The organism is Duganella violaceipulchra (assembly GCF_019166075.1).
GTDB lineage: Bacteria > Pseudomonadota > Gammaproteobacteria > Burkholderiales > Burkholderiaceae_D > Rugamonas > Rugamonas violaceipulchra.
Genome location: NZ_JAHTGR010000017.1, coordinates 28,528 through 51,122, shown reverse-complemented (window position 1 = coordinate 51,122; position 22,595 = coordinate 28,528). Strand labels below are relative to the sequence as shown.

The window sequence follows — 22,595 nt, the reverse complement described above, 5'->3', positions numbered from 1 at the left end:
CTAGAGCGGCGGCAGCTCGTGGATGGCGATGCCCTCGATGGGATCGATCTCGAGGTCCCATGGCCGCAGCGCGATCATGCGCTGGGTGTCCTCGTAGCCGGCCTGCCAGCGGGCGCGGATGCCGGCGGCGCTGAAGTCGATGTCCTTGGTGTGGTCCTCGCCGCCGACGCGCGGGGCCTTGAGCGACACCACATGCATGGTGGTGCCGCAGCCCCACGCGGCCAGCTCGCGCACCTCGGGCGACATCGCCGCTTCATCCGACAGGTGCAGCGTCAACTGGCGGATCACGTGGCGCAGCCGGTGCAGCTTGCGCTGCTGCTCGATATTGCTGGCGCGGCTGGCGTACTGGATCTCCTTGTACTTGTCCAGCACCTGCAGCATGCTTTGCGGCTCGCTGCCGTCCGGGTTCCACACCTGCACCGAGAAGATCACCGAGCTGCGGCGCGGCTCGTCGTCCAGCACCGCCTCGATCGGCGTGTTGGAATAGATGCCGCCATCCCAGTAGGGCTGGCCGTCGATGCGCACGGCGGGAAAGGCCGGCGGCAGTGCGCCGGAGGCCATCACGTGCGAGGCGCTCAGCGTGTCCTTGCGGCTGTCGAAATAGCGCATGCCGCCGGTGCGCGCGTTGACCGCGCCGACCGTGAAGCGGGTGTCGCCCTCGTTGAGACGCTCGAAATCGACCAGCGTATCGAGCGTGGTGCGCAGTGGCGCGGTTTGATAGTAGGAGGCGTGTTCGATGCCGACCTTGGCGTTGGGATTCCACCACGAGGAGGGATTGGGTTCGAAGAATGCCGCTATGCCCTGCCCCATCGTCACCGCGTTGGCCAGCGCGCGCGGCATGACGGAAAAGCCCAGCGCGTTCTGTTCCATGCGCTGCCAGAACTGGCGCAGCCGGTCCATGCGGTAGCGCGGCTCGTTGCCGGCGATGATGGCGCCGTTGATGGCGCCGATGGAAGTACCGATCACCCAGTCCGGCTCGACGCCGGCTTCGTGCATGGCCTGGTAGACGCCCACCTGGTAGGCGCCCAGCGCGCCGCCGCCTTGCAGCGCCAGTACGACTTGTCCCGGCATCGAAGGAGACGAGAGACGGGCGGGTTTGCGATTCAAGTGTGACCTCCGGAAGGATGCGGACTACGCTGCACTGCACCATGCGATTGTAGTGCAATTCAGCGCAGCCCGCAGACTTCCTTTATGCCACGATCACACCCTTGGCCGCCAGCGCGGCGCGCACGCCGGCGCCGTAGGCCGGGTCGGCCTGGTCGAAGTGGGCCAGCTGGCGGGCGATGATCTCGGCGTTCACCTGGCTCAGGGGACCGGCGATGTTGTCGAACAGGTTCTGCTGCTCCTGCGCCGGCATCAGGCGGAACAGATTACCGGCTTGCGTGTAATCGTCTTCCTTGCCGCGGCCGTCGTAGCGGGCCGCGCCGCCTTGCAGTGCCAGTGCCGGTTCGCCGTGGCCCAGGCCCTGCGGATGGCTGCCGCCCGCTTCGGTGGCCGCGTAGTTCTGCTCGGCGCCGCCGTTGGCGATCGCCATCGCGCCGTCGCGCTGCTGGTTGTGGAAGGGGCAGCGCGGCGCGTTCACCGGCAGGTGCTGGTGGTTGGTGCCGACGCGGTACAGCTGCGCGTCGTGGTAGGCGAACAGGCGCGCCTGCAGCATCTTGTCCGGCGAGTAGCCCAGGCCGGGCACCACGTTCGATGGCGACAGCGCGGCCTGCTCCACTTCCGCGTGGTAGTTCAGCGGGTTGCGGTTCAGTTCAAACACGCCGACCGGAATCAGCGGGAAGTCCTTGTGCGGCCAGACCTTGGTCAGGTCGAACGGATTCCAGCCGGTGCGCGCTTCCCATGCGGCCAGCTCGGCCTCGGTGGCCACCTGCAGCCTGACGTCCCACTGCGGGAAGTCGCCGGCGGCGATGGCGCCGAACAGGTCGCGCTGCGCGTAGTCCGGGTCGGTGCCGGCGATGCGGGTCGCTTCGGCGGCGGGCAGGTTCTTGATGCCTTGTTTGGTCTTCAGGTGCCATTTGACGTAGACGCGTTCACCGGCGGCGTTGATCATGCTGAAGGTGTGGCTGCCGAAACCGTCCATGTGGCGGTAGCCGTCCGGCGTGCCGCGATCCGAGAACAGCATCGTCACCTGGTGCAGGCTTTCCGGCGTCTTGCTCCAGAAGTCGAACATCATGGTCGGCGATTTCAGGTTGGTCTGCGGATCACGTTTCTGGGTGTGGATGAAGTCGGGGAACTTGATGCCGTCCTTGATGAAGAACATCGGCGTGTTGTTGCCGACCAGATCCCAGTTGCCTTCCTCGGTGTAGAAGCGCATGGCGAAGCCGCGCGGATCACGTTCGGTGTCGGCGCTGCCCTTCTCGCCGCCGACCGTGGAGAAGCGCACGAAGGTGTCGGTCTTCTTGCCGACCTCGGAGAACAGCTTGGCCTTGGTGTACTTGGTGATGTCGTGGGTGACGGTGAAGCTGCCATAGGCGCCCGAACCCTTGGCGTGCACCACGCGCTCGGGGATGCGCTCGCGGTTGAAGTGCTGCAGCTTTTCGATCAGATGGAAGTCTTGCAGCAGCAGCGGGCCGCGCGGGCCTGCGCTGGCGGAGTTCTGGTTGTCGGCGACCGGGATGCCGGAGGCGGTGGTGATTGGCGGCTGGCTCATTACTATGACTCCTCGTTGTTTGGTAGTGAAATCATTCTACCGGCGCAACGCCATAAGTAAAACCTATATATATTTATGGAATCGATAGTCACAGACAATGAGCATGGACAAAAAAATGGGGTCAGTTCCGGCATTCGGACACGCATGTCCGAATGCCGGAACTGACCCGGTGTTTTATGTTTTACGCTTCGGCGATGCGCTTGGCGATGTGGGCCAGCGCTTCTTCCACCTGGTCGACCAGGATCAGGCACAGGTCGCCCTCTTGCAGGCGGCCCAGGGCGGTGTCGATGGCGAGGAACTCGCCGTAGATCTCCTGGATGTGCGAGGTGCGCGGGGCGCCGTTCAGGCCGGAGCGCAGCAGGCCCACCACTTCGCCGTCGACGCGGCCGCGCTGGCAGGCGTCTTCATACAGGATCACGTCGTCGAAGGCGCGGCCGAGGATCTGCGTCTGCTGCGTAATGTCCTGGTCGCGGCGGTCGCCGGCGCCGCTGATGACCACCGCGCGGCGCTTGGCCGGCATGGTTTCCACCGCCTGCACCAGCGCCAGGATGGCGTCCGGATTGTGGCCGTAGTCGGCGATCAGCGTCGCGCCCTTGTAGTCGAACACGTTGAAGCGGCCGGGCGCGTTGTCGGAGTCGTTGGCGAAGGTCTTCAGGCCGAGGCGGATCGCGTCCCAGCTGATGCCCACGCCCCACGCGGCGGCGACCGAGGCCATCACGTTCTCCACCTGGAAGCCGATGGTGCCGTTGCGGGTGATCGGCACTTCCGACAGCGCGATGCGCTGCAGGTGCTTGCCTTCGGCGGCGACCAGGTGGCCGTCTTCCACGTACACGGTGCGGCAGCCTTGCGCCAGGTGCGTGGCGATCACCGGGTGACCGCGTTCGGCGCCGAAGAAGATCACCTTGCCGCGGCAGTTGGCCGCCATGCCGGCGACGATGGGATCGATCGCGTTGAGCACCGCGAAGCCGCTCTCGGAGACGTTCTGCACGATCACGCGTTTCAACACGGCCAGGTCTTCCACCGTGGTGATGTAGTTCAGGCCGAGGTGGTCGCCGCTGCCGATGTTGGTGACGACGGCCACCTGGCAGCGGTCGAAGGCCAGGCCTTCGCGCAGCACGCCGCCGCGCGCGGTTTCAAACACCGCCGCGTCGACGTCCGGGTGCAGCAGCACGTTGCGCGCGCTGCGCGGGCCGCTGCAGTCGCCGCTGTCGGTCTGGCGGCCTTCGATGTAGACGCCGTCCGTGTTGGTCATGCCGGTGCGCAGGCCGCTGGCGGTCAGCAGGTGGGCGATCAGACGCACGGTGGTGGTCTTGCCATTGGTGCCGGTGACGGCGACCACCGGAATGCGGCCGTTCTCACCCGGCGCGAACATGGTGTTGACGATCGCTTCGCCGACCGCGCGGCCCTTGCCGAACGATGGTGCGATGTGCATGCGCAGGCCGGGGGCGGCGTTGACTTCGACCACGCCGCCGCGCTGGTTCTCGATCGGTTGCAGCACGCCGTCGCAGACCACGTCGACGCCGCAGATATCGAGGCCGATCATCTGCGCCGCTTCCACCGCGCGCGCCGCCACTTCAGGGTGCACGTCGTCGGTGACGTCGGTGGCGGTGCCGCCGGTCGACAGGTTGGCGTTGTTGCGCAGGATGACGCGCTGGCCCTTGGCCGGGATCGAATCGGCTTCCAGGTCTTGCAGCGCCAGGCGCGCCAGGGCGATGTCGTCGAAGCGAATCTTGGTCAGCGAGGTCGAATGGCCGCTGCCGCGGCGCGGGTCGGCATTGACGATGCTGACCAGTTCACGCACGGTGTGCACGCCGTCGCCCACCACCTGCGGCGGATCGCGGCGCGCGGCGGCCACCAGCTTGTTGCCGATGACGAGCAGGCGATAGTCGTGACCCGGCAGGTAGCGTTCGACCATGATGTCGTCGCGGAATTCCCTGGCGGTGTGGAAGGCCTTTTCCAGGTGCTCCTTCGACATCACGTTGACCGTGACGCCCTTGCCCTGGTTGCCGTCCTTCGGTTTGACCACTACCGGCAGGCCGATTTCCAGCGCGGCCGCCCAGGCGTCTTCCGCGTCTTCGACCGAGCGGCCGATAGGCACCGGCACGCCGGCCGCGTGCAGCAGTTTCTTGGTCAGTTCCTTGTCCTGCGCGATCGATTCGCCGATGGCGCTGGTGCTGTCCATTTCGGCGGCCTGGATGCGGCGCTGGCGCGAGCCCCAGCCGAACATCACCATGCTGCCTTCGGTCAGGCGGCGGATCGGAATGTCGCGCGCGACGGCGGCGCTGACGATGGCGCCGGTGCTCGGGCCCAGGCGCACGTCTTCATCCAGGTCGCGCAGTTCATTGAGCGCGCCGGTCAGGTCGAACGGGGTGTCGGCCAGGGCGGCGTTGATCAGGTTGTGCGCCAGCGTCAGCGCCAGGCGGCCGACCGCTTCTTCGCTGTACTCGACCACGGTCTGATAAATACCGTCTTCCAGCGTGGCCGTGGTGCGGCTGAAGGTGACCGGGCAGCCGGCCTGCGCCTGCAGGCTCAGCGCCGCCACTTCCAGCACGCGCGCCAGCGGCACGGCGTCGGTGTGGCCGGTGGTGTGCAGGGCGCCGATGGCGGGAAAGCGCGCGTGCAGGCGCTGCTCGAAGCCGGGCAGCGTGGCGATCGACTGCTCCTCGGGCGGGCACGATACGATCACTTCCACCGCCGTGTGGTGGCTCCAAAGATTCGGGCCGCGAAGGGCGCGGGTGCGGATGACTTCCATAAATCTGCTTGTTCTTTCCGTGATGTATCAGTGATGAGTTCGCTTTGGGTTCGCATCGAAGGTGCGCAGGCCGGCGCCGATCAGCTCCGGCGACAGGCCCAGCGCCCAGCCGGCGGCGATCGCGGCCAGCACGGCTTCCGGCGGCACCAGCGGCGACAGCGGCAGGCTGGCGACATCGTCGTAACCCTGGGCCAGCACGATGCGGCGCGCTTGCTGGTCCTGGCGCTGGAACACCACGCGCTTGCCGTCCTGGCGGTGTTCGGCGATGGCGGCCAGGTGCTCGTCGACGCCGTAGAAGATCACTTCGCCGTCGCACAGGTCGGCCATGTCGACCACTTGCGCGTCGGCGGCGTTGAGCACCGCCACGCCGCTCGGCAGGATGACGTCGACCTGGGTACGCAGCACGCCGTACAACTTGTCGTGGCTGTCGATGTGGAACTCGGCCACGTCCTCGAAATCGCTGACGTCGGTGACCACGCCGACCGCGCACTTGTCGTAGGCCAGGCCTTCGGTCAGGATCATGCGGGCGCTGGCTTCGAACACGCCGGCTTCGACGTTTTTATTCAGCAGCAGCCGTTCGCCGGTTTCCCAGTCGCTGAAGCCGTCCTTGGGCAGCAGGCGGCCGTTGACGAACAGGCCGTCGGCGCAGGCCAGGCCGACCTTCTTGCCGCTGATTTGCAGCAGCCAGGCGATCAACCGCGAGGCCATGGTGGCGCCGTGCTTGCCGGCGATGCCGACGATGGGCATGCGGCCGCTCTGCTCAGGCGCGAACAGGTGGTCGACGATGGCCTCGCCGACGTTGCGCGGCTCGCCGCTGGCCGGCTTCAGGTGGGCCAGCAGGCCGGGACTGGCGTTGACTTCGATGATGGCGCCGCCCTGCTCTTCCAGCGGACGGGAGATGTCGGCCGCCACCACGTCGATGCCGGCGATGTCCAGGCCGACCACGCGCGCGGCCAGCGTGGCCATCGCGGCCACCTGCGGGTGCACCTGGTCGGTGACGTCGAAGGCGACGTTGCCGTTCGGCTGGATCAGCACTTTCTGGCCGTCCTGCGGCACGGAATACGCGGTCATGCCCTGGCGCTCCAGCTCCAGGATGATCTCGGCGCCATGCTCGGGCGCCAGCGCGTTCAGCGGCGCATCCTCGGTGGTGCCGCGGCGCGGATCGGTGTTGATCTGGTCGTCGACCAGCTCGATGATGTTGGAGCTGCCGTTGCCGGTGACCCACAGCGATTCGCCGGCGGCGGCGGCGATCAGGCGCTTGCCCACCACCAGCAGTCGGTGTTCGTTGCCGGCGATGAAGCGCTCGACGATCACGCTGGTGCTGTCGCCCTTGCGCGCGGCCAGCGCGTAGGCGGCGGTGACATCGGCTTCGGTCATCAGGTTGAGCGAGACGCCGCGGCCGTGGTTGCCGTCATACGGCTTGACCACCACCGGCACGCCGATGTCCTTAGCGGCCTCCCAGGCCGCTTCGGCGCTGGTGACCAGCTCGCCTTCGGGCACGGGCACGCCGCACGACGCCAGCAGCGACTTGGTCAAGTCCTTGTCGCTGGCGATGCCTTCGGCGATGGCGCTGGTTTCTTCGGTCTCGGCGGTCCAGATGCGGCGCTGCATGGCGCCGTGGCCCAGCTGCACCAGGTTGCCGTCGGTCAGGCGGATAGCTGGAATCTTGCGCACGGTGGCGGCGTCGACGATGTTGGCGGTGCTCGGTCCCAGGCAGACCGACTCGACCAGGTCGGTCAGGTCGATGACGGTGGCGGCCAGGTCGTAGGGCTGATCTTCGATCATCGCCATCAGCAGGTCGCGGCCGGCGGCCAGCGCGGCGCGTCCGACCTGCTCCTGGCGGGTGCGGAAGGCCATCTTGTACAGGCCGGTGCCGTCGCCGATCTGGCGCGTCTTGCCGAAGCCGGTTTTCATGCCGGCCAGGTTTTGCAGTTCGAGCACCACGTGTTCGAGGATGTGGCCGGCATACGTGCCGTCGCGCAGGCGCTCGAGGAAGCCGCCGTGCTCGCCCACGCCGCAGCGGTGGACGATCAGCCCCGGCAGGATCGCGGTCAGGCGCTCATACAAGCCAGGCAACAAATTCGAGGGAAATTTCTCCAGTTCGCCAATATCCAGCCACGCCTCGATCACCGGGCGATAGGTCCAGATGTTGGGGCCGCGCAAATGGGTTACGCGGAGAACTTCTATGTCTTTCTTCTTGGTCATGTTTCTATTCTTGTATCTTTGTTATCAGCCGTGGCCAGCCCGCGCCGTATTTTAACCTCTGTACCACCGCCGGCGGCCAAATTGCATTTGGTCCACCCTGCGCGTGCGTTATACTTGCCGCCAACAAAACACTGGTTTTTCTTGATTTCTGTCAAGGATGTAAGCAATGACAGAATACCGTAAATAAAGCACTTATATCAGTCGCAACGTCGACTAGTACCACCTTTGTTCCACCTTTTCGCCACCGGAGTACGCTGCACGATGACAACAGAACAACTTTCCTCCAACTCCAGCCAGAGCGAGCTTCCTGAACGCTGGCGTTCCGAGATACAGGCACAACTTTCCCAAGGGGAAAACGTTGTAAGTGCCCTGGAGGTTGACCTGGATGAACAACTTCGTTTCGCCAAGGGGATAATTCTCGTCACCGAACGCGGCGTGCTGGCGCGCGCGCCAGGCCGCGGCGACTGGCAACGTTGGCCTTTCGCCAAGGATCTGCTGCTGAAGCACCACGACCACGCGGGCGTCGGCCACCTGGAGCTGATCGACGACAGCGGCCGCCTGGCCGCCTGGCGCTTCACCCTGGGCCAGAACCTGCACGCGATCCGCCTGGTCGAGCAGTTCGGCGCGCACCGCGACAGCCATGCGCTGGGCGTGCCGGTGGCGCGCGAGGAAAAGAATGTCTGCCCGAGCTGCAAGGCGCCGCTGGAGCCGGATCAGGAAGAATGCCCGATCTGCACCAAGGTGGTCTACACGCCGCCGTCGACCTGGACCTTGTTCCGCCTGTGGCGCTTCGCCAAGCCGTACAAGCTGCCGCTGGGCTTCGGCTTCGCGCTGATGCTGCTGTCGACCGGCGCGCACATGATTCCGCCCTACCTGACCATCCCGCTGATGGACAAGGTGCTGATTCCCTACCAGAACGGCCAGCCGGTCGATGCCTCGCTGGTGGCGCTGTACATGTCGGGCCTGGTGGCGTCGGCGGTGCTGGCATGGGTGCTGGGTTGGGGCAAAACCTATGTGCTGGCGCTGGTGTCGGAGCGCATCGGCGCCGACCTGCGCACCGAGACCTACGACCACCTGCTGCGGCTGTCGCTGGAATACTTCGGCGGCAAGCGCACCGGCGACTTGATGTCGCGCATCGGCAGCGAGAGCGACCGCATCTGCGTGTTCCTGTCGCTGCACTTGCTGGACTTCGCGTCGGACTGCCTGATGATCATCATGACCGGCGTTATCCTGTTCTCGATCGATCCGTGGCTGGCGATCTTCACGCTGCTGCCGCTGCCGTTCATCGCGTGGCTGATCCACGTGGTGCGCGACCGCCTGCGCACCGGCTTTGAAAAGATCGACCGCGTCTGGGGCGAAGTGACCAACGTGCTGGCCGATACCATCCCCGGCATCCGCGTGGTGAAGGCGTTCGCGCAGGAGTCGCGCGAAGCGTCGCGCTTCCGCACCGCCAACAAGCACAATCTGGCCGTCAACGACAAGCTCAATAAAATCTGGTCGCTGTTCTCGCCCACCGTGTCCTTCCTGACGGAGCTGGGTTTGCTGGTGATCTGGGTGTTCGGCATCTACCAGGTGTCCAAGGGCCATATCACGGTCGGTGTGCTGTCGGCCTTCATCGCCTACTCCAGCCGCTTCTACGGCCGCCTGGATTCGATGAGCCGCATCGTCTCGGTGACGCAGAAATCGGCGTCGGCCGCCAAGCGCATCTTCGATATTCTCGACCACGTGTCGTCGGTGCCGGAGCCGGTCAATCCGGTCAAGCTGGCCAAGGTCGATGGCAACATCACCTTGCGCGAAGTGGGCTTCCGCTACGGTAACCGCGCCGTCAACCGCGGCATTTCGCTCGACATCAAGGCCGGCGAGATGATCGGCCTGGTGGGCCATTCGGGCTCCGGCAAGTCGACGCTGGTCAACCTGATCTGCCGTTTCTACGACGTGTCGGAAGGCGCGATCATGCTCGATGGCGTGGACATCCGCTCGTTCGCGGTGTCGGACTACCGTCGCAACATCGGCCTGGTGTTGCAGGAGCCGTTCCTGTTCTTCGGCACCATCGCCGAGAACCTGGCCTACGGCAAGCCGGAGGCGACGCGCGCCGAGATCATCGCCGCCGCGCGCGCCGCGCATGCGCACGAGTTCATTCTGCGCCTGCCGCAGGGTTACGATTCGATGGTGGGCGAACGTGGACAGGGCTTGTCCGGCGGCGAGCGCCAGCGCATCTCGATCGCGCGCGCGCTGCTGATCGATCCGAAGATTTTGATCCTCGACGAGGCCACGTCCTCGGTCGATTCCGAGACCGAAAAAGAAATCCAGCGCGCGCTGGAGAACCTGGTGCAAGGCCGCACCACCATCGCCATCGCGCACCGCCTGTCCACGCTACAGAAGGCCGACCGTCTGGTGGTGCTGGACCGCGGCGTGGTGGTGGAAGAAGGCCCGCACGACGACCTGATGGCGCGTGAAGGCGCCTACTTCCGCCTGTATCAGGCGCAGGCCCGCAACGTCGACACGGATCTCGACGACAGCGCCGGCAAAGAATAAGAGAACAAGCATATGACGACGACATTTGATTTGACCCGCAATCCCTTTGGCCGCCTGGTGTTGACCACGGCCGCGGGCGAAGTGCACGAGAGCGTGGCGCCGGTGCGCGCCTTCCCGGTGCAGGCGCCGGACGACGGCATCGCGCTGGTGAGCACCGATGGCAAAGAGGTAGGCTGGATCGACCGCATCGAGGACTTGCCGGCGGCCGTGGGCCAGCTGGTGCGCGAGGAGCTGGAGGGACGCGAGTTCATGCCGGAGATTTCGCGCATCAACAGCGTGACCAGTTTCGCCACGCCGTGCACCTGGTCGGTGGCGACCGATCGCGGCGACACCGAGTTCGTGCTGCGCGGCGAGGAAGACATCCGCCGGCTGACGGTGGACACGCTGTTGATCTCCGACATACACGGCATCCACTACCTGATCCGCGACGTGCGCGAGCTGGACAAGCACAGCAAGAAAATCCTCGACCGCTTCCTGTAAGCGCGTGCTGTCAGTGCGGCCGGCGGCGGAACCAGCCGGCCAGCGATAGCCGGTCGTGCGTGGCCGGCAGCACTTCATGCGGCACGTCGGCCGACATGAACAGCACCAGCCGGCTGCCCATCGGCGCGATATCGCAGCTGGGCGCGTCCAGCGGATGTACACGCAGCGCGCCGCCCTGCTCCACCTGCCAATCCGGGTTCAGATAGATCACCGCCGAGACGGTGCGCAAATCGTCGTCGCGGAAACGGTCCAGATGCTTGTGGTAGGCGGCGCCGGGCGCGTAGTGCGCGAAGTGGCTTTCGTAGCTGTCGAGGCCGAGGAAGAATTCCCGGTTCAGCGCCAGGCGCAGGGACTCCATCACCTGCAGATAGCTGTCGCAGGCGGCGGACTGGCCGGCTTCCAACCACAGGATGCGGTCGCCGCGTATCTCGCTGCGCACCGCCTGCGCGGCGCCACGGCCGACGCCGGCCAGCGCCAGCGCGCCGGCGCGGCATTCGGCCGCCAGGGTCAGCGTCAACTCATGCGATAAAAACAGGTTCTGCTGCGACCAGCCGTGCAAGGCCAATCCATCGAGTGTCAGTTGATGCAGGCCATAGTCGCTGGCGGGGAGTTCATTGGGCATAGGACTCCTGGTGAGCGGCCATGGTAACACCCCTTGCCCAGACCAGTCCGGCACACTTCTGATTTGGCGCAATGCGATCTCAAAAATCAACCGCAAGATGAATCCGTGCGCCCGTCAGTCCGGGCCCGAAAGGCCTACAATGAAGCTCCCGGATCCCAAATCCTTTGTGCCTCCACGGACCGTCCCCAAACCCAAACGCCGGAAGCGCAAACCCAAGCCGGAGCAGCCTCAGCCGAAGAAAGGGGAATGACATGGAACTGGACAAGGAGCAATTACAGATTGAGTTGCGCTACGCACAGCGCTTTTGCCAGCGCAGCGTGCGCTTCTATCGACGCATACAAACCGCGCTGACCTTCATTAGCTTGCTGGCCGGCAGCAGCGCCATCGCAGCTATCTCAGCACAGATGCCGGTCGCAGCGACCGGGATGCTGGCGGCTTTCTCCATTTTCGGCATACTCAATTTCGCGATACGCCCGGCCGAGAAAATTGCGGCGTTGCATGCCGACGTGCGTAAATATGCGGCGCTGATCACCAAGTCCGATCTACTGGACGCATCTGCCATCCAGCATCTATTGCATGAAGCCAGACAAACCGATGCCGAGGAAATCGAGCCTCTGCGGGCGGTGGCATACAACGATGTCATGTTGGAGATTGACGAACCGGACTCGCTGATTGAACTGAGTCCGATGCAAAAGTTGATGGGCGTTCTAGCGTGATTCCGCCAGCCGGCCGCGCACGGCGTCGACGAAGGCGTCGGGCTTGTCGAGGCTGATGCAAATGCGAGTGACGGACTGCGGGCGGCCGAAGGCATTTAGCAATGTGCTGCCGGCTTTCAGGTTCAGCTCCACATTCAGGCTACCGAACTGGCGGTAGCGCAGCAGGCCGCGCTGGCGGCTGATGTCGTCGCCACAACGCGCCACCGATTCGATCAGGTGATACGGCACCATGCGGTCGGCCGCGAACACGCCGTAACGTATCAGGATCGCCTGGTCGTCCAGCGACACCGGCCGCCATTGGCTGGCGCGGTACTCGGCCACCAGGTACAGCACCGACCACACGCTGAGCACATCGACCACCCATGCAAACAGCGGCCGCACCGACACCAGGTGCAGCATCAGGTGCGACAGCGGCATCTCGAACAGCATCACCATGATCAAGGCGAACTGGTTGGAGACGTTGCCGTCGTTCTTGTCGTAGCTGAAGTGCTGCTGGCCGGCGAAGCGCAGTTGATCGCCTCGCCGCATGAACAAGCCGTAGTACCAGATCCGCGCCTCGAACAGCGCGAACGGCGCGAAGCCGGTGCCGGCGAAGCGGCCGTGGATGGCGCTCGCCAGCGCCTGGTCGGCATTGCCGCTCAGGCGCATCAGCCCCCTGATACGACGCACCATGTACAACAGCAAGAACAGCTCCAGCGCGCCCTGCACCACGGCCAGCAGCGGCCAAAGCCGCTCGATGCCGCGCCACAGGTCCTTGCTACCGTTGGGGATGATCAGGCTGCCGAAGGCAAATCCGGCCATCGCGAACACCAGCCACTTGAGCAGGAAAACCTTCCATGACGGGCGGAACATGAAGTAGTACAGCAGCGGGAAGCTCACCAGCAGGTCGCCCAGCAAAGGCCAGTCGGCCATGTTGCGACCGTAGTCGTTGGCGATGAACGGCACGCGGAAGTAGAAGTAGTGCGCCGACATGGCCACCAAGACGATCAACGCAAACCAGTGTTTTCTTCCGATGCCGGCAATCATGGACACTCCCCGTGTGGTGGATACGGAGAGTATAGCCGTCTATTTAAAAGCTTTCACGAGCGCGTCCAGTTTCACCTTCAGCGACTGGTCGTGGTGGCTGACGGGCGGCACTTCGCGCTTGACGCCAAGCAGCTGGTACACCGCCATTTGCGCCGCCCGCACCGAGTATTCGACGGTGAACACCACATCTTCCGCCACCTCGACGAACTGGCTGACGAAGGCCAGGTTGCGCGAGTTGGCCGGCACCGGCAGCGGACGATCGCTCGTAAAGCGCGGCATGAACATGCTGGTGATGTAGGGCATGCGGCATGGGATGCAGTTCGCCTTGGCCATGATCTCCATGTCGAAATTCAGATGGCCGCACAGTTCGCGCAGGATCTCTTCGCCGCTGCAATCGGCCATGGGCTTGGCGACGAAATTGCCGATGCGGTCGGGGTGCAGCGAATAGCCCCAGAACACCTGCACGCCTTCCGGCTGGCCGGCGAAGTGCGGCTGGTGGGCCAGCACGATCGACATCAGCCAGTTCGAGTCCTTGAACGTCACCAGGCCGCCGGTGCCGGCCACGTTGCCGCTGAACTGCTCCATCTTGTCGAAGAACGCAGGGTCCTTCAGCGTGACCGTGAACGACTCCCACCATGATTCCGGAATGCTGGCATTGAAGGCGGCCGGATTGCCGAACTGCGGACGGTCCACCGCCAGCTTTTCCCACAGCGCCCAGCCCTGGCTGTCGCGCTTGTCCAGCTTGGGCGGCGCGTTGCGCATGCTGCCGAAGCTCGATGCGTCGGTCATCGAGCCGTTCTGGAAGAACACCAGGTCGTGCGGGGCGACGGCAATGGTCACGGCCTCGCCGTTGCGGGTACATTGCAAGGCGGTGGCGGTCAGCGTGCCGCCCTCCTCCAGCAGCTCGATGTCGTCGACCTTGCAGTTGCGGACGATCTGCACGCCCTGCTGCTGCAGCCAGTGCTGCAAGGGGCGCACCAGCGAATCGTACTGGTTGTAGACGGTGCGCTTGACGCCGGCCAGCGTTTCGATGCGCGAGAACTCCATCATGAAGCGATGCAGGTAGCGCTTGAACTCCACCGCGCTGTGCCACGGCTGGAAGGCGAAGGTGGTGGCCCACATATACCAGAATTTGGTGTCGAAGAATTCCGGCGACAGCCAGTCGGTGATGGCGCTGTTGCCCAGTTTTTCCTCGTCGGCTTCGGCCAGCGCCAACAGCTCGGTGCGGTCCTGCATGCTGAAGCCCATCGACGTCACGTCGACACGGAAGCGGTTGCGGTCGACCAGGCGGGCCTGCGAGTGGGACTTGTGCATCTCGTTGAAGGCGACGGTTTCGTCGTAGACGCTTTGGCCTTCGTGCTCCAGCGAGGGTATCCTCTTGAATAGCTCCCAGGTGCATTCGTAGTTGTCGGTGGTGAGCATGCGGCCGCCGCGCAGCGTGTAGCCGGTGTCCGCGTTGCCGCCGCCATCGAGGCTGCCGCCGGCCAGCGGCATCGCCTCGAAGATGGTGATGTTTTTGCCTTCGACGCCGCCGTCGCGGATCATGAAGGCGGCTGCGGACAGCGAGCCGATGCCGCCGCCGACCAGATATGCTTTGATGTTATTGCTCATGGCACGACCCTTTTGAGTAAGTAAGTTGCCATGATAGTGGGGCTTGTCTTGCCAAAAAAGCCGCACTTTACGCCAAAGCAGCATATCCATGCGCCAGATCAAAAATTCAAAAATATATCGGCCGCTCAGGAGGGGGCGACCTACGCACTCCTTCTAGCAAACCTGCTGCTCTCCTTACTGAAATCTACTGAATTCTGCTTCGGATTACTGAGTGGCGCGCCCTGAGCCCGAGGAAGTCCAATTCAGTAGGATTCAGTAAAAAATTCAGCAGGTTTGCTAGAAGGAGCGCGCGGGTACACCCATGGTGGATATACCCGCGGCAAGTTACTGCTCCGAATACATGCCGGCGTATTTCAGGCCGAAGTACAGGATGAAGGTGTAGCAGGCCGCAGGGACCAGGAAGGACATCTGCAGGCTGATGGTGTCGGCCAGCAGGCCTTGCGCGAACGGCACCAGCGCGCCGCCGACGATGGCCATGCACAGCACGCCCGAACCCTGGCCGGTCAGTGGACCGAGCTTGTTCAGCGCCATCGAGAAGATGGTCGGGAACATGATGGAGTTGAACAGGCCGACCGCCAGCATCGCCCACATCGCCAGCTGGCCGCCGCTGAAGATCGCGGTCAGCACCAGCGCGATCACCGCCGCCGAGTTGAAGGCCAGCGCCTTGCCTGGGCTGACGTAGCGCATCACGGCGAAGCCGATGAAGCGGCCCACCATCGCGCCGCCCCAGTAGTAGCTGACGAAGGGCGCCGCGTCGGCAGGCGACAGGCCGGCCACTTTCGCGTCGCCGATGAAGTTGATCATGAAGCTGCCGATACTGACTTCGCCGCCCACGTACAGGAAGATCGCCAGCGCGCCCAATACCAAATGGCGGTGTTGCAGCACGGCCGACCAGCCGGCGCTTTCACCGTCCGCCTGTTCGGCGTCGATGATCTTGGGCAGGCGCGCCAGCGCGAACAAGACCGCCAGCGCCAGCAAGGCCGCCGCCAGCACCAGGTAAGGGCCTTGCACGCTGGCCGCCTGGGTTGCATGGTAGGCCGCCATCTGCTCGGCGGTCAGCTTGGCCATGTCGGCGGAGCTCATCACGCCGCCGGCCAGGATCAGCATGCCGCCCAGCGTGGGCGCCACGGTGGTGCCCAGCGAATTGAAGGCCTGGGTCAGCGTCAGGCGGCTCGACGCCGTCTGCGGATCGCCCAGCACCGTCACGTAGGGATTGGCCGCCACCTGCAGGATGGTGATGCCGCCCGCCAGCACGAAGAAGGCGATCAGGAACAGCGTGTAGCCGCTGGTCGCCGCCGGGTAAAACAACGCGCAGCCGGCGGCCGCGATGGTCAGGCCGGCGACGGCGCCGTTCTGGTAGCCAATCTTCCGGATCAGCATACCGGCCGGCAGCGAGACGATGAAGTACGCGCCGAAGAAGCAGAACTGCACCAGCATCGCCTGCACATAGGTCAGCGTGTAGACCGCCTTCAGGTGCGGGATCAGCACGTCGTTCAGTGAGGTCAGCAGACCCCACATGAAGAACAGGATGGTGACGATGATCAGCGGGCCGGTATTGCCGCCGCTCTGCGTCTGGCCGCCCGACATCGGGACGGCTGGGGAATATTGTTCCATGCTTTGGTAGTCTCCTGAATTTTATTTAAAGTCGCCGCACGCCAGCGCATCCTTGTCTTTGGCGGCGCCGCCAACGATCTGGATGTTGGCGAAGCTCGCGGCGAACGGCGCATCGGCTGCCACGCTGAACGGCGTGCTCAGTGCCGCCAGCGACAGTCCCTTGGCGCTGAAGCAGGCCAACGGGATTTTAACCGTCTGCTTGCCCTTGCCCGCCACGCGCTGGAACACGGTGCTGGCGTCCAGCTCCACCGTTTCGATGCCGACGCTGACCTTGCCCTGCGGCGCAGCCGACACGATAGCATCAAATTGCAGCGCGCCGTCGGTCGCAGCGAAGGCCGGCAGCTTCTGCGCCTTGGCCGCCTGCGCCTCCAACTTGGCCACGCCGGTCCAGGTGAGGCGCTTGGCGTCCTGCTGGGTGTTGATCTGCGCGGTTTCGACGGTGACGGTCGGCAGCTTGAAGACGGCGTTCAGGTCCGCGCCCAAAGCCACGCGCTGGCCGCCGCTGTGGACATACAGCGCGTAGGTCGAACGGTCGGCCGGCGCGTACACCGGCACTGCGGTGGTCTTGCCGCAGCCGCCGGCCGGATAGCCGGCATCCAGCAGCGGCAAGGCGCCCTTGCTGGAATACGTCAAGCCATAGCCGTATTTGAACAGCGGATCGTAGGCCGCGTCGCCAACGTTCAGCGGAGACTGGCAGGCCGACTTCGGCCACGAGAACGACAGCTTGCCGTGGAAGTCCACATAGCCCTTGCCGTCGGCCTTGCGGAACAAGACGTCCGAGACGCCCTTGCCTTCGGTGCCAGGCAGCCACGCCGAGACGAAGCTGTCCGACAGGTTGAGCAGATCGTTGACGAACAGCGGACGGCCGGTCACCAGCACCGTCACCACCGGCTTGCCCTTGCCCGCCACCGCCTGCAACACCGCCAGGTCCTCGGGATGGCGGCCGGTCAGGCGCAGCGTGCCCGATGGGCCGATGTCGCCGTCGCCTTCCGCATACGGCGTCTCGCCGATGACGGCGATGACGGCGTCGAACTTGCCGACGTCGACGCCGGCGGCGTTTTCGCTGAAGGTGACGTTGTCCGTGCCTGCGGCGTCGCGGATGCCGGCCAGGATGGTGTCGCTGACCGGGTAGTCGCTATTCTTGTTGTCGGTGCCCTGCCAGGTCAGCGACCAGCCGCCCGACTGGTTGGCCATGCTGTCGGCGCTCTTGCCGACCACCAGGATCTTCTTGCCGCGCGCCAGCGGCAGCACGCCGCCGTTGTTCTTCAACAGCACCAAGGATTCGCGCACCGCCTGGCGCGCCAGCGCGCGCTCCTGCAGCAGCTCCTGCTTGCCGGCGTAGATGTTCTGCGAAGGCTTCTTGCCGTCGAACAGGCCGGCGCGCAGTTTCACGCGCAGGATGCGGGTCACCGCGTCGTCGATGCGCGCCATCGGGATCTCGCCCTTCTCCACCTGCGCGATGGTGTTGGCGATGAAGGCCTTCCAGTGTTCCGGCACCATCACCATGTCGACGCCGGCGTTGATCGAGGCGGCGCAGCTGTCGTTGGCGCAGCCCGGCACTTCGGCGATGGCGTTCCAGTCGCTCACCACCAGGCCGTCGAAGCCCATCTTGGTCTTCAGCGCGTCGGTCAGCAGCTCTTTACTGCCGTGCATCTTGCCGTGGTCCTTGCCGCCCTTGACGTCGTTCCAGCTGTTGAAGGACGCCATCACCGTCTGCACGCCCGCCTGCAGCGCCGGGTAGTAGCCCTGGGCGTGGATGTTGATCATGTCCGCCATCGTCGACTGGTTCTCGCCGCGGTCCTTGCCCTCGGCCGTGCCGCCGTCGCCGATGAAGTGCTTGGCGGTGGCGACCACGCTGTTGTCCGATTTCAGGTCGCCCTGCAGGCCCTTGACGTAGGCGCCGGCGTAGTCCTTGACGATGGCCGGGTCTTCGGAGAAGGATTCGTAGGTGCGTCCCCAGCGGTCGTCGCGCACCACGGCCAGCGTCGGCGCGAACACCCAGTCGATGCCGGTGGCGCGCACCGCCTTGGCGACCGATTTCGCCATCTCGCCTATCAGCTTGGCGTCGCGCGCCGCGCCCAGGCCGATGTTATGTGGGAACAGCGTGGCGCCGTACATATTGCTGTTGCCGTGCATGGCGTCGATGCCCCAGATGACCGGGATCTGCACCTTCATGTCGGTGGCCATCGAGGCGTCGTAGTAGGCGTCGGCCAGCTTGACCCAGTCGGCCGCGCTGGCGTGCTTGTTCCCGTCCGGCCAGCTGCCGCCGCCGTTCAACACGGAGCCGATGTAGTACTTGCGGATGTCGTCCGGCGTGCTGAATTTGATTTCCGGCTGCGTCATCTGGCCGATCTTCTGCGCCAGCGTCATGCCGGCGACGATCTTGGCGATACGCGCTTCCATTGCTTTGTCCTGCTTCACGGCGCTGGTGATGTGCGGCCAGTCGGCGAGCGGCTTGGCGGCCGGCGCGGCGGCGCTTGCGATGGCGCCGCCCAGCGCCAGCGTGGCGGCCAGCACGGCGCGGCGCAGGATGTGGTTATTGGTCTTCATTCGTGTAGTCGTCTCCGTTGTTGATGTTGTTTTATGCTTCGCGCAGAAAGGCGCTGTACCACTGGCCGCTCTGCTTGAGGATGCGGCCTTGCGTCGGGTAGTCGATGTAGGTCAGGCCGAAGCGGCGCAGATAGCCTTCCGCCCATTCGAAGTTGTCCAGCAGGCTCCAGGCGAAGTAGCCCTTGATGTTGCCGCCGGCGGCGATGGCGTCGCGCACGGCGGCCAGGTGGCGGATCAGGTAATCGCGCCGCGCCGTGTCGTTGACGGCGCCGTCCGCGTCCAGGTGATCGTCATACGATGAACCGTTTTCGGTCACGTACAAATCGCCGGTCGGATAATCGCGCGCCACGCGCTCCAGCAATTCGACCAGGCCTTGCGGCGACACTTCCCAACCGAAGTCGGTGCGCTGGCGGTCCTGCGGATAGACGATGGAGGTGCGCAGCGGATACTGGTCCGGCGCGTCCTTCACCACCTCGGGGAAGTAGTAGTTCACGCCAAGGAAGTCCATCGGAGCGGCGATCGCCTCCATGTCGCCCGGCAGCACCTGCGGCGCGTCCTGCCCCACCAGTTGCAGCGCCAGCTCGGGATAACCGCGTCCATACAGCGAATCGAGAAACCAGCGGTTGCGCAGCGCGTCGTGGCGCACAACGGCCTGCTGGTCGGCGGCGCTGTCGCTGGCGGCCTTGACCGGGTGCAGGCTCAGGGCGATGCCGACCTTCGCGCCCGGCACGTTGGCGCGTATCAGCGGCACCGCCAGGCCGTGCGAGACCAGCACGTTGTGGCACACCTGCAGCGCCAGCGGCAGACTCTTGTTGCCCGGCGCGTGCATGCCGTCCCAGTTGCCGTGCATGGCCGTGCACCACGGCTCGTTGTGCGTGATCCAGTGCTGCACGCGGTCGCCCAGGTGCTTGCTGATCACGTCGGCGTAATGCAGGAAGGCGGCTATGGTGGCGCGGTTGGCCCAGCCGCCCTGGTCTTCCAGGTACTGCGGCAGGTCCCAGTGGTACAGCGTGCACCACGGTTGCAGGCCGCGCGCCAGCATGCCGTCCACCAGCTTCGAATAGAACGCCAGTCCCTTGGCGTTCGGTTCGGCGTCGACGCCGTTGAAGATGCGCGGCCAGGCGATCGAGAAGCGGTAGGAGTTCAGGCCCATGGACTGCGCCAGGTCCAGGTCCTCCTCCCAGCGGTGGTAGTGGTCGCAGGCCACGGCGCCGCTGGAGCCGTCGCGCACCTTGCCCGGCGTGGCGCTGAAGGTGTCCCAGATCGACGGCACGCGCCCGTCCTCGGCGGCCGCGCCTTCGATTTGATAGGCCGATGTCGACACGCCCCACAGGAAGTCGCTGGCAAAGTCGGAACGCTGGATCGCCGTAGGCAGGTCGGTAAGAATCATGGTCATGGTTTTAGTTTTTGTGGGCGAAGGGAGTGGGCGGTACGGTGGCGTTCATCCATTTGATGACGGCTTGCTGCGGTTCGTAAGGCACGCTGCCGAACAGGCGGAACAGGTTTTCGATCTCGGCCAGCGAGGCCGTGTTGAAGTCCAGCTTGGGGATGCGGGCGCCGGGCGCGTTGGTCACCATGCCCCAGCTGCCCTTGCCCTGCCCGCCCCGGTTGGACAGCAGCTTGTAGGACCAGGCGGTCGAGGCCCAGCCGTTGGCGACGTAGGCATCGAAGCTGGCGCGCGTGACCTGGCCGCCCAGCTCCGCGCCCATCAAGGCCCACGGCTGGAATTCGCCGATGAAGTAGGCGGTGTCCAGCTTTTCCTGCTGGGCCTTCCATGCGCAGACGCCGCCCTTGCCGCCGGCGCCGCATTGCAGCCAGTCGCGGTGCACGTCGGCGCCCGGCTTGCCCCAGCCGAAGTGGCCGGGATAGGGATGCATCTCGAACGCCACGTTGACCTGGCCGTGCTCGGACGGTTTGCCGTAGGCGTCTATGCCCTTGCTGTGGCCCGGCAGGATGATCACATGGTTGGGATCGACCTTGCGGATCTCGCGGTACAGCGTGTCCATGACCACGGCCAGGTTTTCCGGCGTCGTGCCCCACGGTTCGTTGAGGATGCTGTAGCCGGCCACCGCGCCACGGTCCTTGTAGCGCGCGGCGATCTGCTGCCACAACCAGATGGTGCGCGCCTGGTATTCCGGCGTGTCCCAGTACTGGTTCCGGCCGGCGCAGCCGCTGTGGTGTTCCCAGCCCTGCGAGCCGACCGCGCCGTGCAGGTCGAGGATCACGTAGATGCCGCGCTGCTCGGCCTCATTGATGGCCTGGTCCAGGTAGCGCCAGGCGTCGGCGCGCAGCTGGCGCGGATTTTTCTCATCTTCCAGCACGCTGTAGATGAAGGGCAGGCGCACCAGGTTCAGCTTCAGTTTGGGCAGCATGTCCCAGTCGCGCCGGGTGATCCAGTTGTCGCGGTACAGCGCGTACAGGCGCTCGCGCTGGGCGTAGCCGAAGCGCCGGTCCAGCACCGCCTCCAGCTTGCACTGGTCGTCGATGCCGGCGCCGCCCTGGCCCATCATCCAGAATTCCTGGATCAGGTAGTTGCCCAGGTTGACGCCGCGCAGCGCCGGCGCGCTGCCGTCGGCGGCCAGCCAGCGCGCGCCCTCCGTGTGCAGCATGGGCAGCAAGGACGGCCCGCCCTGCGCCTCGGCGGCGCCGGCCAGCAGGGCTGTCGCCAGCCAGGCGGTGCTCAGCAATCGTGTCGTGACCATCCAGCGCCTCTCCGTGTGGAATCGTTTCCAATATACTACAAAAAAAGAGCGTGCGACCGGCGCACACCCTCATTCTTTACCGCTGCTCAGCGGGCGGCGCCAGCGACGCGCGCTGCGTCACCTGCACGCTGTAGGCGCGCTCGACCGGCCGCTTCAGCTCGTAGCAGCGGTTGAGCAGGAAGTTCAGGCCGTTCAAGGTCATCTCGCTCCACGGGATATGCACGCTGCTCAGGCGCGGCGCGGTGAATTCCGCGCTGTGCGTGTCGTCGTATCCCAGCACCGAGACCTGCTCCGGCACCGCCACTCCCGCCTGCTGGAAGCAGGACAAGGCCCCCACCGCCATTTCATCGTTGGCGCAAAACACCGCCGTGTATGCGTAGCCCGACGCCAGCAGCTGCTCGGTGCAGGCCCAGCCGCCCTCGGGCGAAAACTGCCCATCCTCCATCCACACCGACGCCGGAGCGATGCCGGCCGCCGCCAGCTCCGCCATGAAACCGGCGATGCGCTGCTGGTTGTCCGGCGCGCTGGCGCGGCCGGCGATCACGGCGATCCGGCGGTGGCCCAGCTCCAGCAGGGTGCGCGCCGCCAGCCGGCCGCCGGCCTCGTGGTCGACGGTGAAGCACTGCTCGGCGATGCTGGCGTAGCCGTGGTTGATCACCGCCACCCGCGACTGGAACGGCCCCAGCGCCACAAAATCCTCGTCCTCCAGCGCGTTGCTCATCACGATCAAGCCGTCGCTGCCGCGCTCGATCAGGAAGTTGACGCCCTCGATCGCCTGCTGCCGCGCATCGCCCTCGCCGACGCCGAAGGCCACCACCATGTTCAAGCCGCTGGCCCGCAGCGCCGTGTAGATCGACTGCAGGATCGGCGTGTAGAACGTCCCGCTCAAATACGGGATGTACACCCCGATCATCTGCGAGCTGCCCGACAGCAGCGAGCGCGCCGCGTGCGACGGCCGGAACTCCAGCTCCTCGATCGCCTTGCGCACCTTTTCCAGCGTCGCCTGCGACACCGAACCCTTGCCGCTGATCACGCGCGACGCTGTGCCCAGCCCTACTCCCGCCAGGCGGGCTACGTCTTTGATGGTTGCCACAGCTTCCCTTCTCCGTTCAGTCGGCGGCAAGCATAC

The 22,595-nt window shown here is 65.2% G+C and carries 15 protein-coding genes; 3 read left to right on the top strand and 12 right to left on the bottom strand.

What is annotated here, in order from left to right; genetic code table 11:
* The 4 genes from KVP70_RS26150 to KVP70_RS26135 form a co-directional block, all read right to left on the bottom strand.
* Complete coding sequence (locus KVP70_RS26150; RefSeq protein WP_217945423.1) at positions 1–1,071, bottom strand: patatin-like phospholipase family protein; 1,071 nt, start codon at positions 1,069–1,071, stop codon at positions 1–3.
* Positions 1,072–1,189: 118 nt separating this feature from the next.
* Entirely contained in the window at positions 1,190–2,653 is a 1,464-nt protein-coding gene (locus tag KVP70_RS26145) for a catalase (RefSeq protein WP_217945351.1), read from the bottom strand.
* 181 nt (positions 2,654–2,834) lie between these two features.
* Positions 2,835–5,405 (bottom strand): cyanophycin synthetase, encoded by a 2,571-nt coding sequence (gene cphA, locus KVP70_RS26140; protein ID WP_217945350.1) that lies wholly within the window; start codon positions 5,403–5,405, stop codon positions 2,835–2,837.
* A gap of 27 nt (positions 5,406–5,432) precedes the next feature.
* Entirely contained in the window at positions 5,433–7,610 is a 2,178-nt protein-coding gene (locus tag KVP70_RS26135) for a cyanophycin synthetase (RefSeq protein WP_217945349.1), read from the bottom strand.
* Between the two features lie 261 nt (positions 7,611–7,871).
* Between KVP70_RS26135 and KVP70_RS26130 the strand changes: the two genes are divergently transcribed.
* Together KVP70_RS26130 and KVP70_RS26125 are read left to right on the top strand one after the other, a co-directional pair.
* Complete coding sequence (locus tag KVP70_RS26130; protein WP_217945348.1) at positions 7,872–10,145, top strand: cyanophycin metabolism-associated ABC transporter; 2,274 nt, start codon at positions 7,872–7,874, stop codon at positions 10,143–10,145.
* A 12-nt stretch (positions 10,146–10,157) separates the two neighbouring features.
* Positions 10,158–10,625 carry a cyanophycin metabolism-associated DUF1854 family protein gene (locus KVP70_RS26125; protein WP_217945347.1) on the top strand — a complete coding sequence of 156 codons (468 nt, stop codon included), beginning with the start codon at positions 10,158–10,160 and terminating at the stop codon, positions 10,623–10,625.
* A 10-nt stretch (positions 10,626–10,635) separates the two neighbouring features.
* Here the strand turns inward: KVP70_RS26125 and KVP70_RS26120 are convergent, their stop codons facing one another.
* Positions 10,636–11,247 (bottom strand): 2OG-Fe(II) oxygenase, encoded by a 612-nt coding sequence (locus KVP70_RS26120; protein ID WP_217945346.1) that lies wholly within the window; start codon positions 11,245–11,247, stop codon positions 10,636–10,638.
* A gap of 251 nt (positions 11,248–11,498) precedes the next feature.
* On the opposite strand from KVP70_RS26120, the gene KVP70_RS26115 reads away from it, so the two are divergent.
* Entirely contained in the window at positions 11,499–11,963 is a 465-nt protein-coding gene (locus KVP70_RS26115; protein ID WP_217945345.1) for a hypothetical protein, read from the top strand.
* Here the strand turns inward: KVP70_RS26115 and KVP70_RS26110 are convergent.
* From KVP70_RS26110 to KVP70_RS26080, 7 genes are all read right to left on the bottom strand, one after another.
* Entirely contained in the window at positions 11,955–12,989 is a 1,035-nt protein-coding gene (locus KVP70_RS26110; RefSeq protein WP_217945344.1) for a hypothetical protein, read from the bottom strand. The genes KVP70_RS26115 and KVP70_RS26110 overlap by 9 nt on opposite strands.
* Before the next feature lie 39 nt (positions 12,990–13,028).
* Entirely contained in the window at positions 13,029–14,600 is a 1,572-nt protein-coding gene (locus KVP70_RS26105; RefSeq protein WP_217945343.1) for an oleate hydratase, read from the bottom strand.
* A 324-nt stretch (positions 14,601–14,924) separates the two neighbouring features.
* Positions 14,925–16,214: a sugar MFS transporter gene (locus KVP70_RS26100; RefSeq protein ID WP_217945342.1), complete on the bottom strand. Its 1,290-nt coding sequence runs from the start codon at positions 16,212–16,214 to the stop codon at positions 14,925–14,927.
* 21 nt (positions 16,215–16,235) lie between these two features.
* Entirely contained in the window at positions 16,236–18,764 is a 2,529-nt protein-coding gene (locus tag KVP70_RS26095) for a glycoside hydrolase family 3 protein (RefSeq protein WP_217945341.1), read from the bottom strand.
* A gap of 31 nt (positions 18,765–18,795) precedes the next feature.
* Entirely contained in the window at positions 18,796–20,160 is a 1,365-nt protein-coding gene (locus tag KVP70_RS26090; protein WP_217945340.1) for a GH1 family beta-glucosidase, read from the bottom strand.
* Positions 20,161–20,164: 4 nt separating this feature from the next.
* Positions 20,165–21,466, bottom strand: coding sequence for a glycoside hydrolase family 5 protein (locus KVP70_RS26085; protein WP_217945339.1), 1,302 nt, complete (start codon positions 21,464–21,466; stop codon positions 20,165–20,167).
* A gap of 76 nt (positions 21,467–21,542) precedes the next feature.
* Positions 21,543–22,559, bottom strand: coding sequence for a LacI family DNA-binding transcriptional regulator (locus KVP70_RS26080; protein WP_217945338.1), 1,017 nt, complete (start codon positions 22,557–22,559; stop codon positions 21,543–21,545).
* Positions 22,560–22,595 lie beyond the last annotated feature (36 nt).

Coding starts and splice junctions, on each gene's coding strand:
- KVP70_RS26150 (WP_217945423.1), bottom strand. CDS start 1,071: ATGCCGGGACAAGTCGTACTGGCGCTGCAAGGCGGCGGCGCGCTGGGC.
- KVP70_RS26145 (WP_217945351.1), bottom strand. CDS start 2,653: ATGAGCCAGCCGCCAATCACCACCGCCTCCGGCATCCCGGTCGCCGAC.
- cphA (WP_217945350.1), bottom strand. CDS start 5,405: ATGGAAGTCATCCGCACCCGCGCCCTTCGCGGCCCGAATCTTTGGAGC.
- KVP70_RS26135 (WP_217945349.1), bottom strand. CDS start 7,610: ATGACCAAGAAGAAAGACATAGAAGTTCTCCGCGTAACCCATTTGCGC.
- KVP70_RS26130 (WP_217945348.1), top strand. CDS start 7,872: ATGACAACAGAACAACTTTCCTCCAACTCCAGCCAGAGCGAGCTTCCT.
- KVP70_RS26125 (WP_217945347.1), top strand. CDS start 10,158: ATGACGACGACATTTGATTTGACCCGCAATCCCTTTGGCCGCCTGGTG.
- KVP70_RS26120 (WP_217945346.1), bottom strand. CDS start 11,247: ATGCCCAATGAACTCCCCGCCAGCGACTATGGCCTGCATCAACTGACA.
- KVP70_RS26115 (WP_217945345.1), top strand. CDS start 11,499: ATGGAACTGGACAAGGAGCAATTACAGATTGAGTTGCGCTACGCACAG.
- KVP70_RS26110 (WP_217945344.1), bottom strand. CDS start 12,989: ATGATTGCCGGCATCGGAAGAAAACACTGGTTTGCGTTGATCGTCTTG.
- KVP70_RS26105 (WP_217945343.1), bottom strand. CDS start 14,600: ATGAGCAATAACATCAAAGCATATCTGGTCGGCGGCGGCATCGGCTCG.
- KVP70_RS26100 (WP_217945342.1), bottom strand. CDS start 16,214: ATGGAACAATATTCCCCAGCCGTCCCGATGTCGGGCGGCCAGACGCAG.
- KVP70_RS26095 (WP_217945341.1), bottom strand. CDS start 18,764: ATGAAGACCAATAACCACATCCTGCGCCGCGCCGTGCTGGCCGCCACG.
- KVP70_RS26090 (WP_217945340.1), bottom strand. CDS start 20,160: ATGACCATGATTCTTACCGACCTGCCTACGGCGATCCAGCGTTCCGAC.
- KVP70_RS26085 (WP_217945339.1), bottom strand. CDS start 21,466: ATGGTCACGACACGATTGCTGAGCACCGCCTGGCTGGCGACAGCCCTG.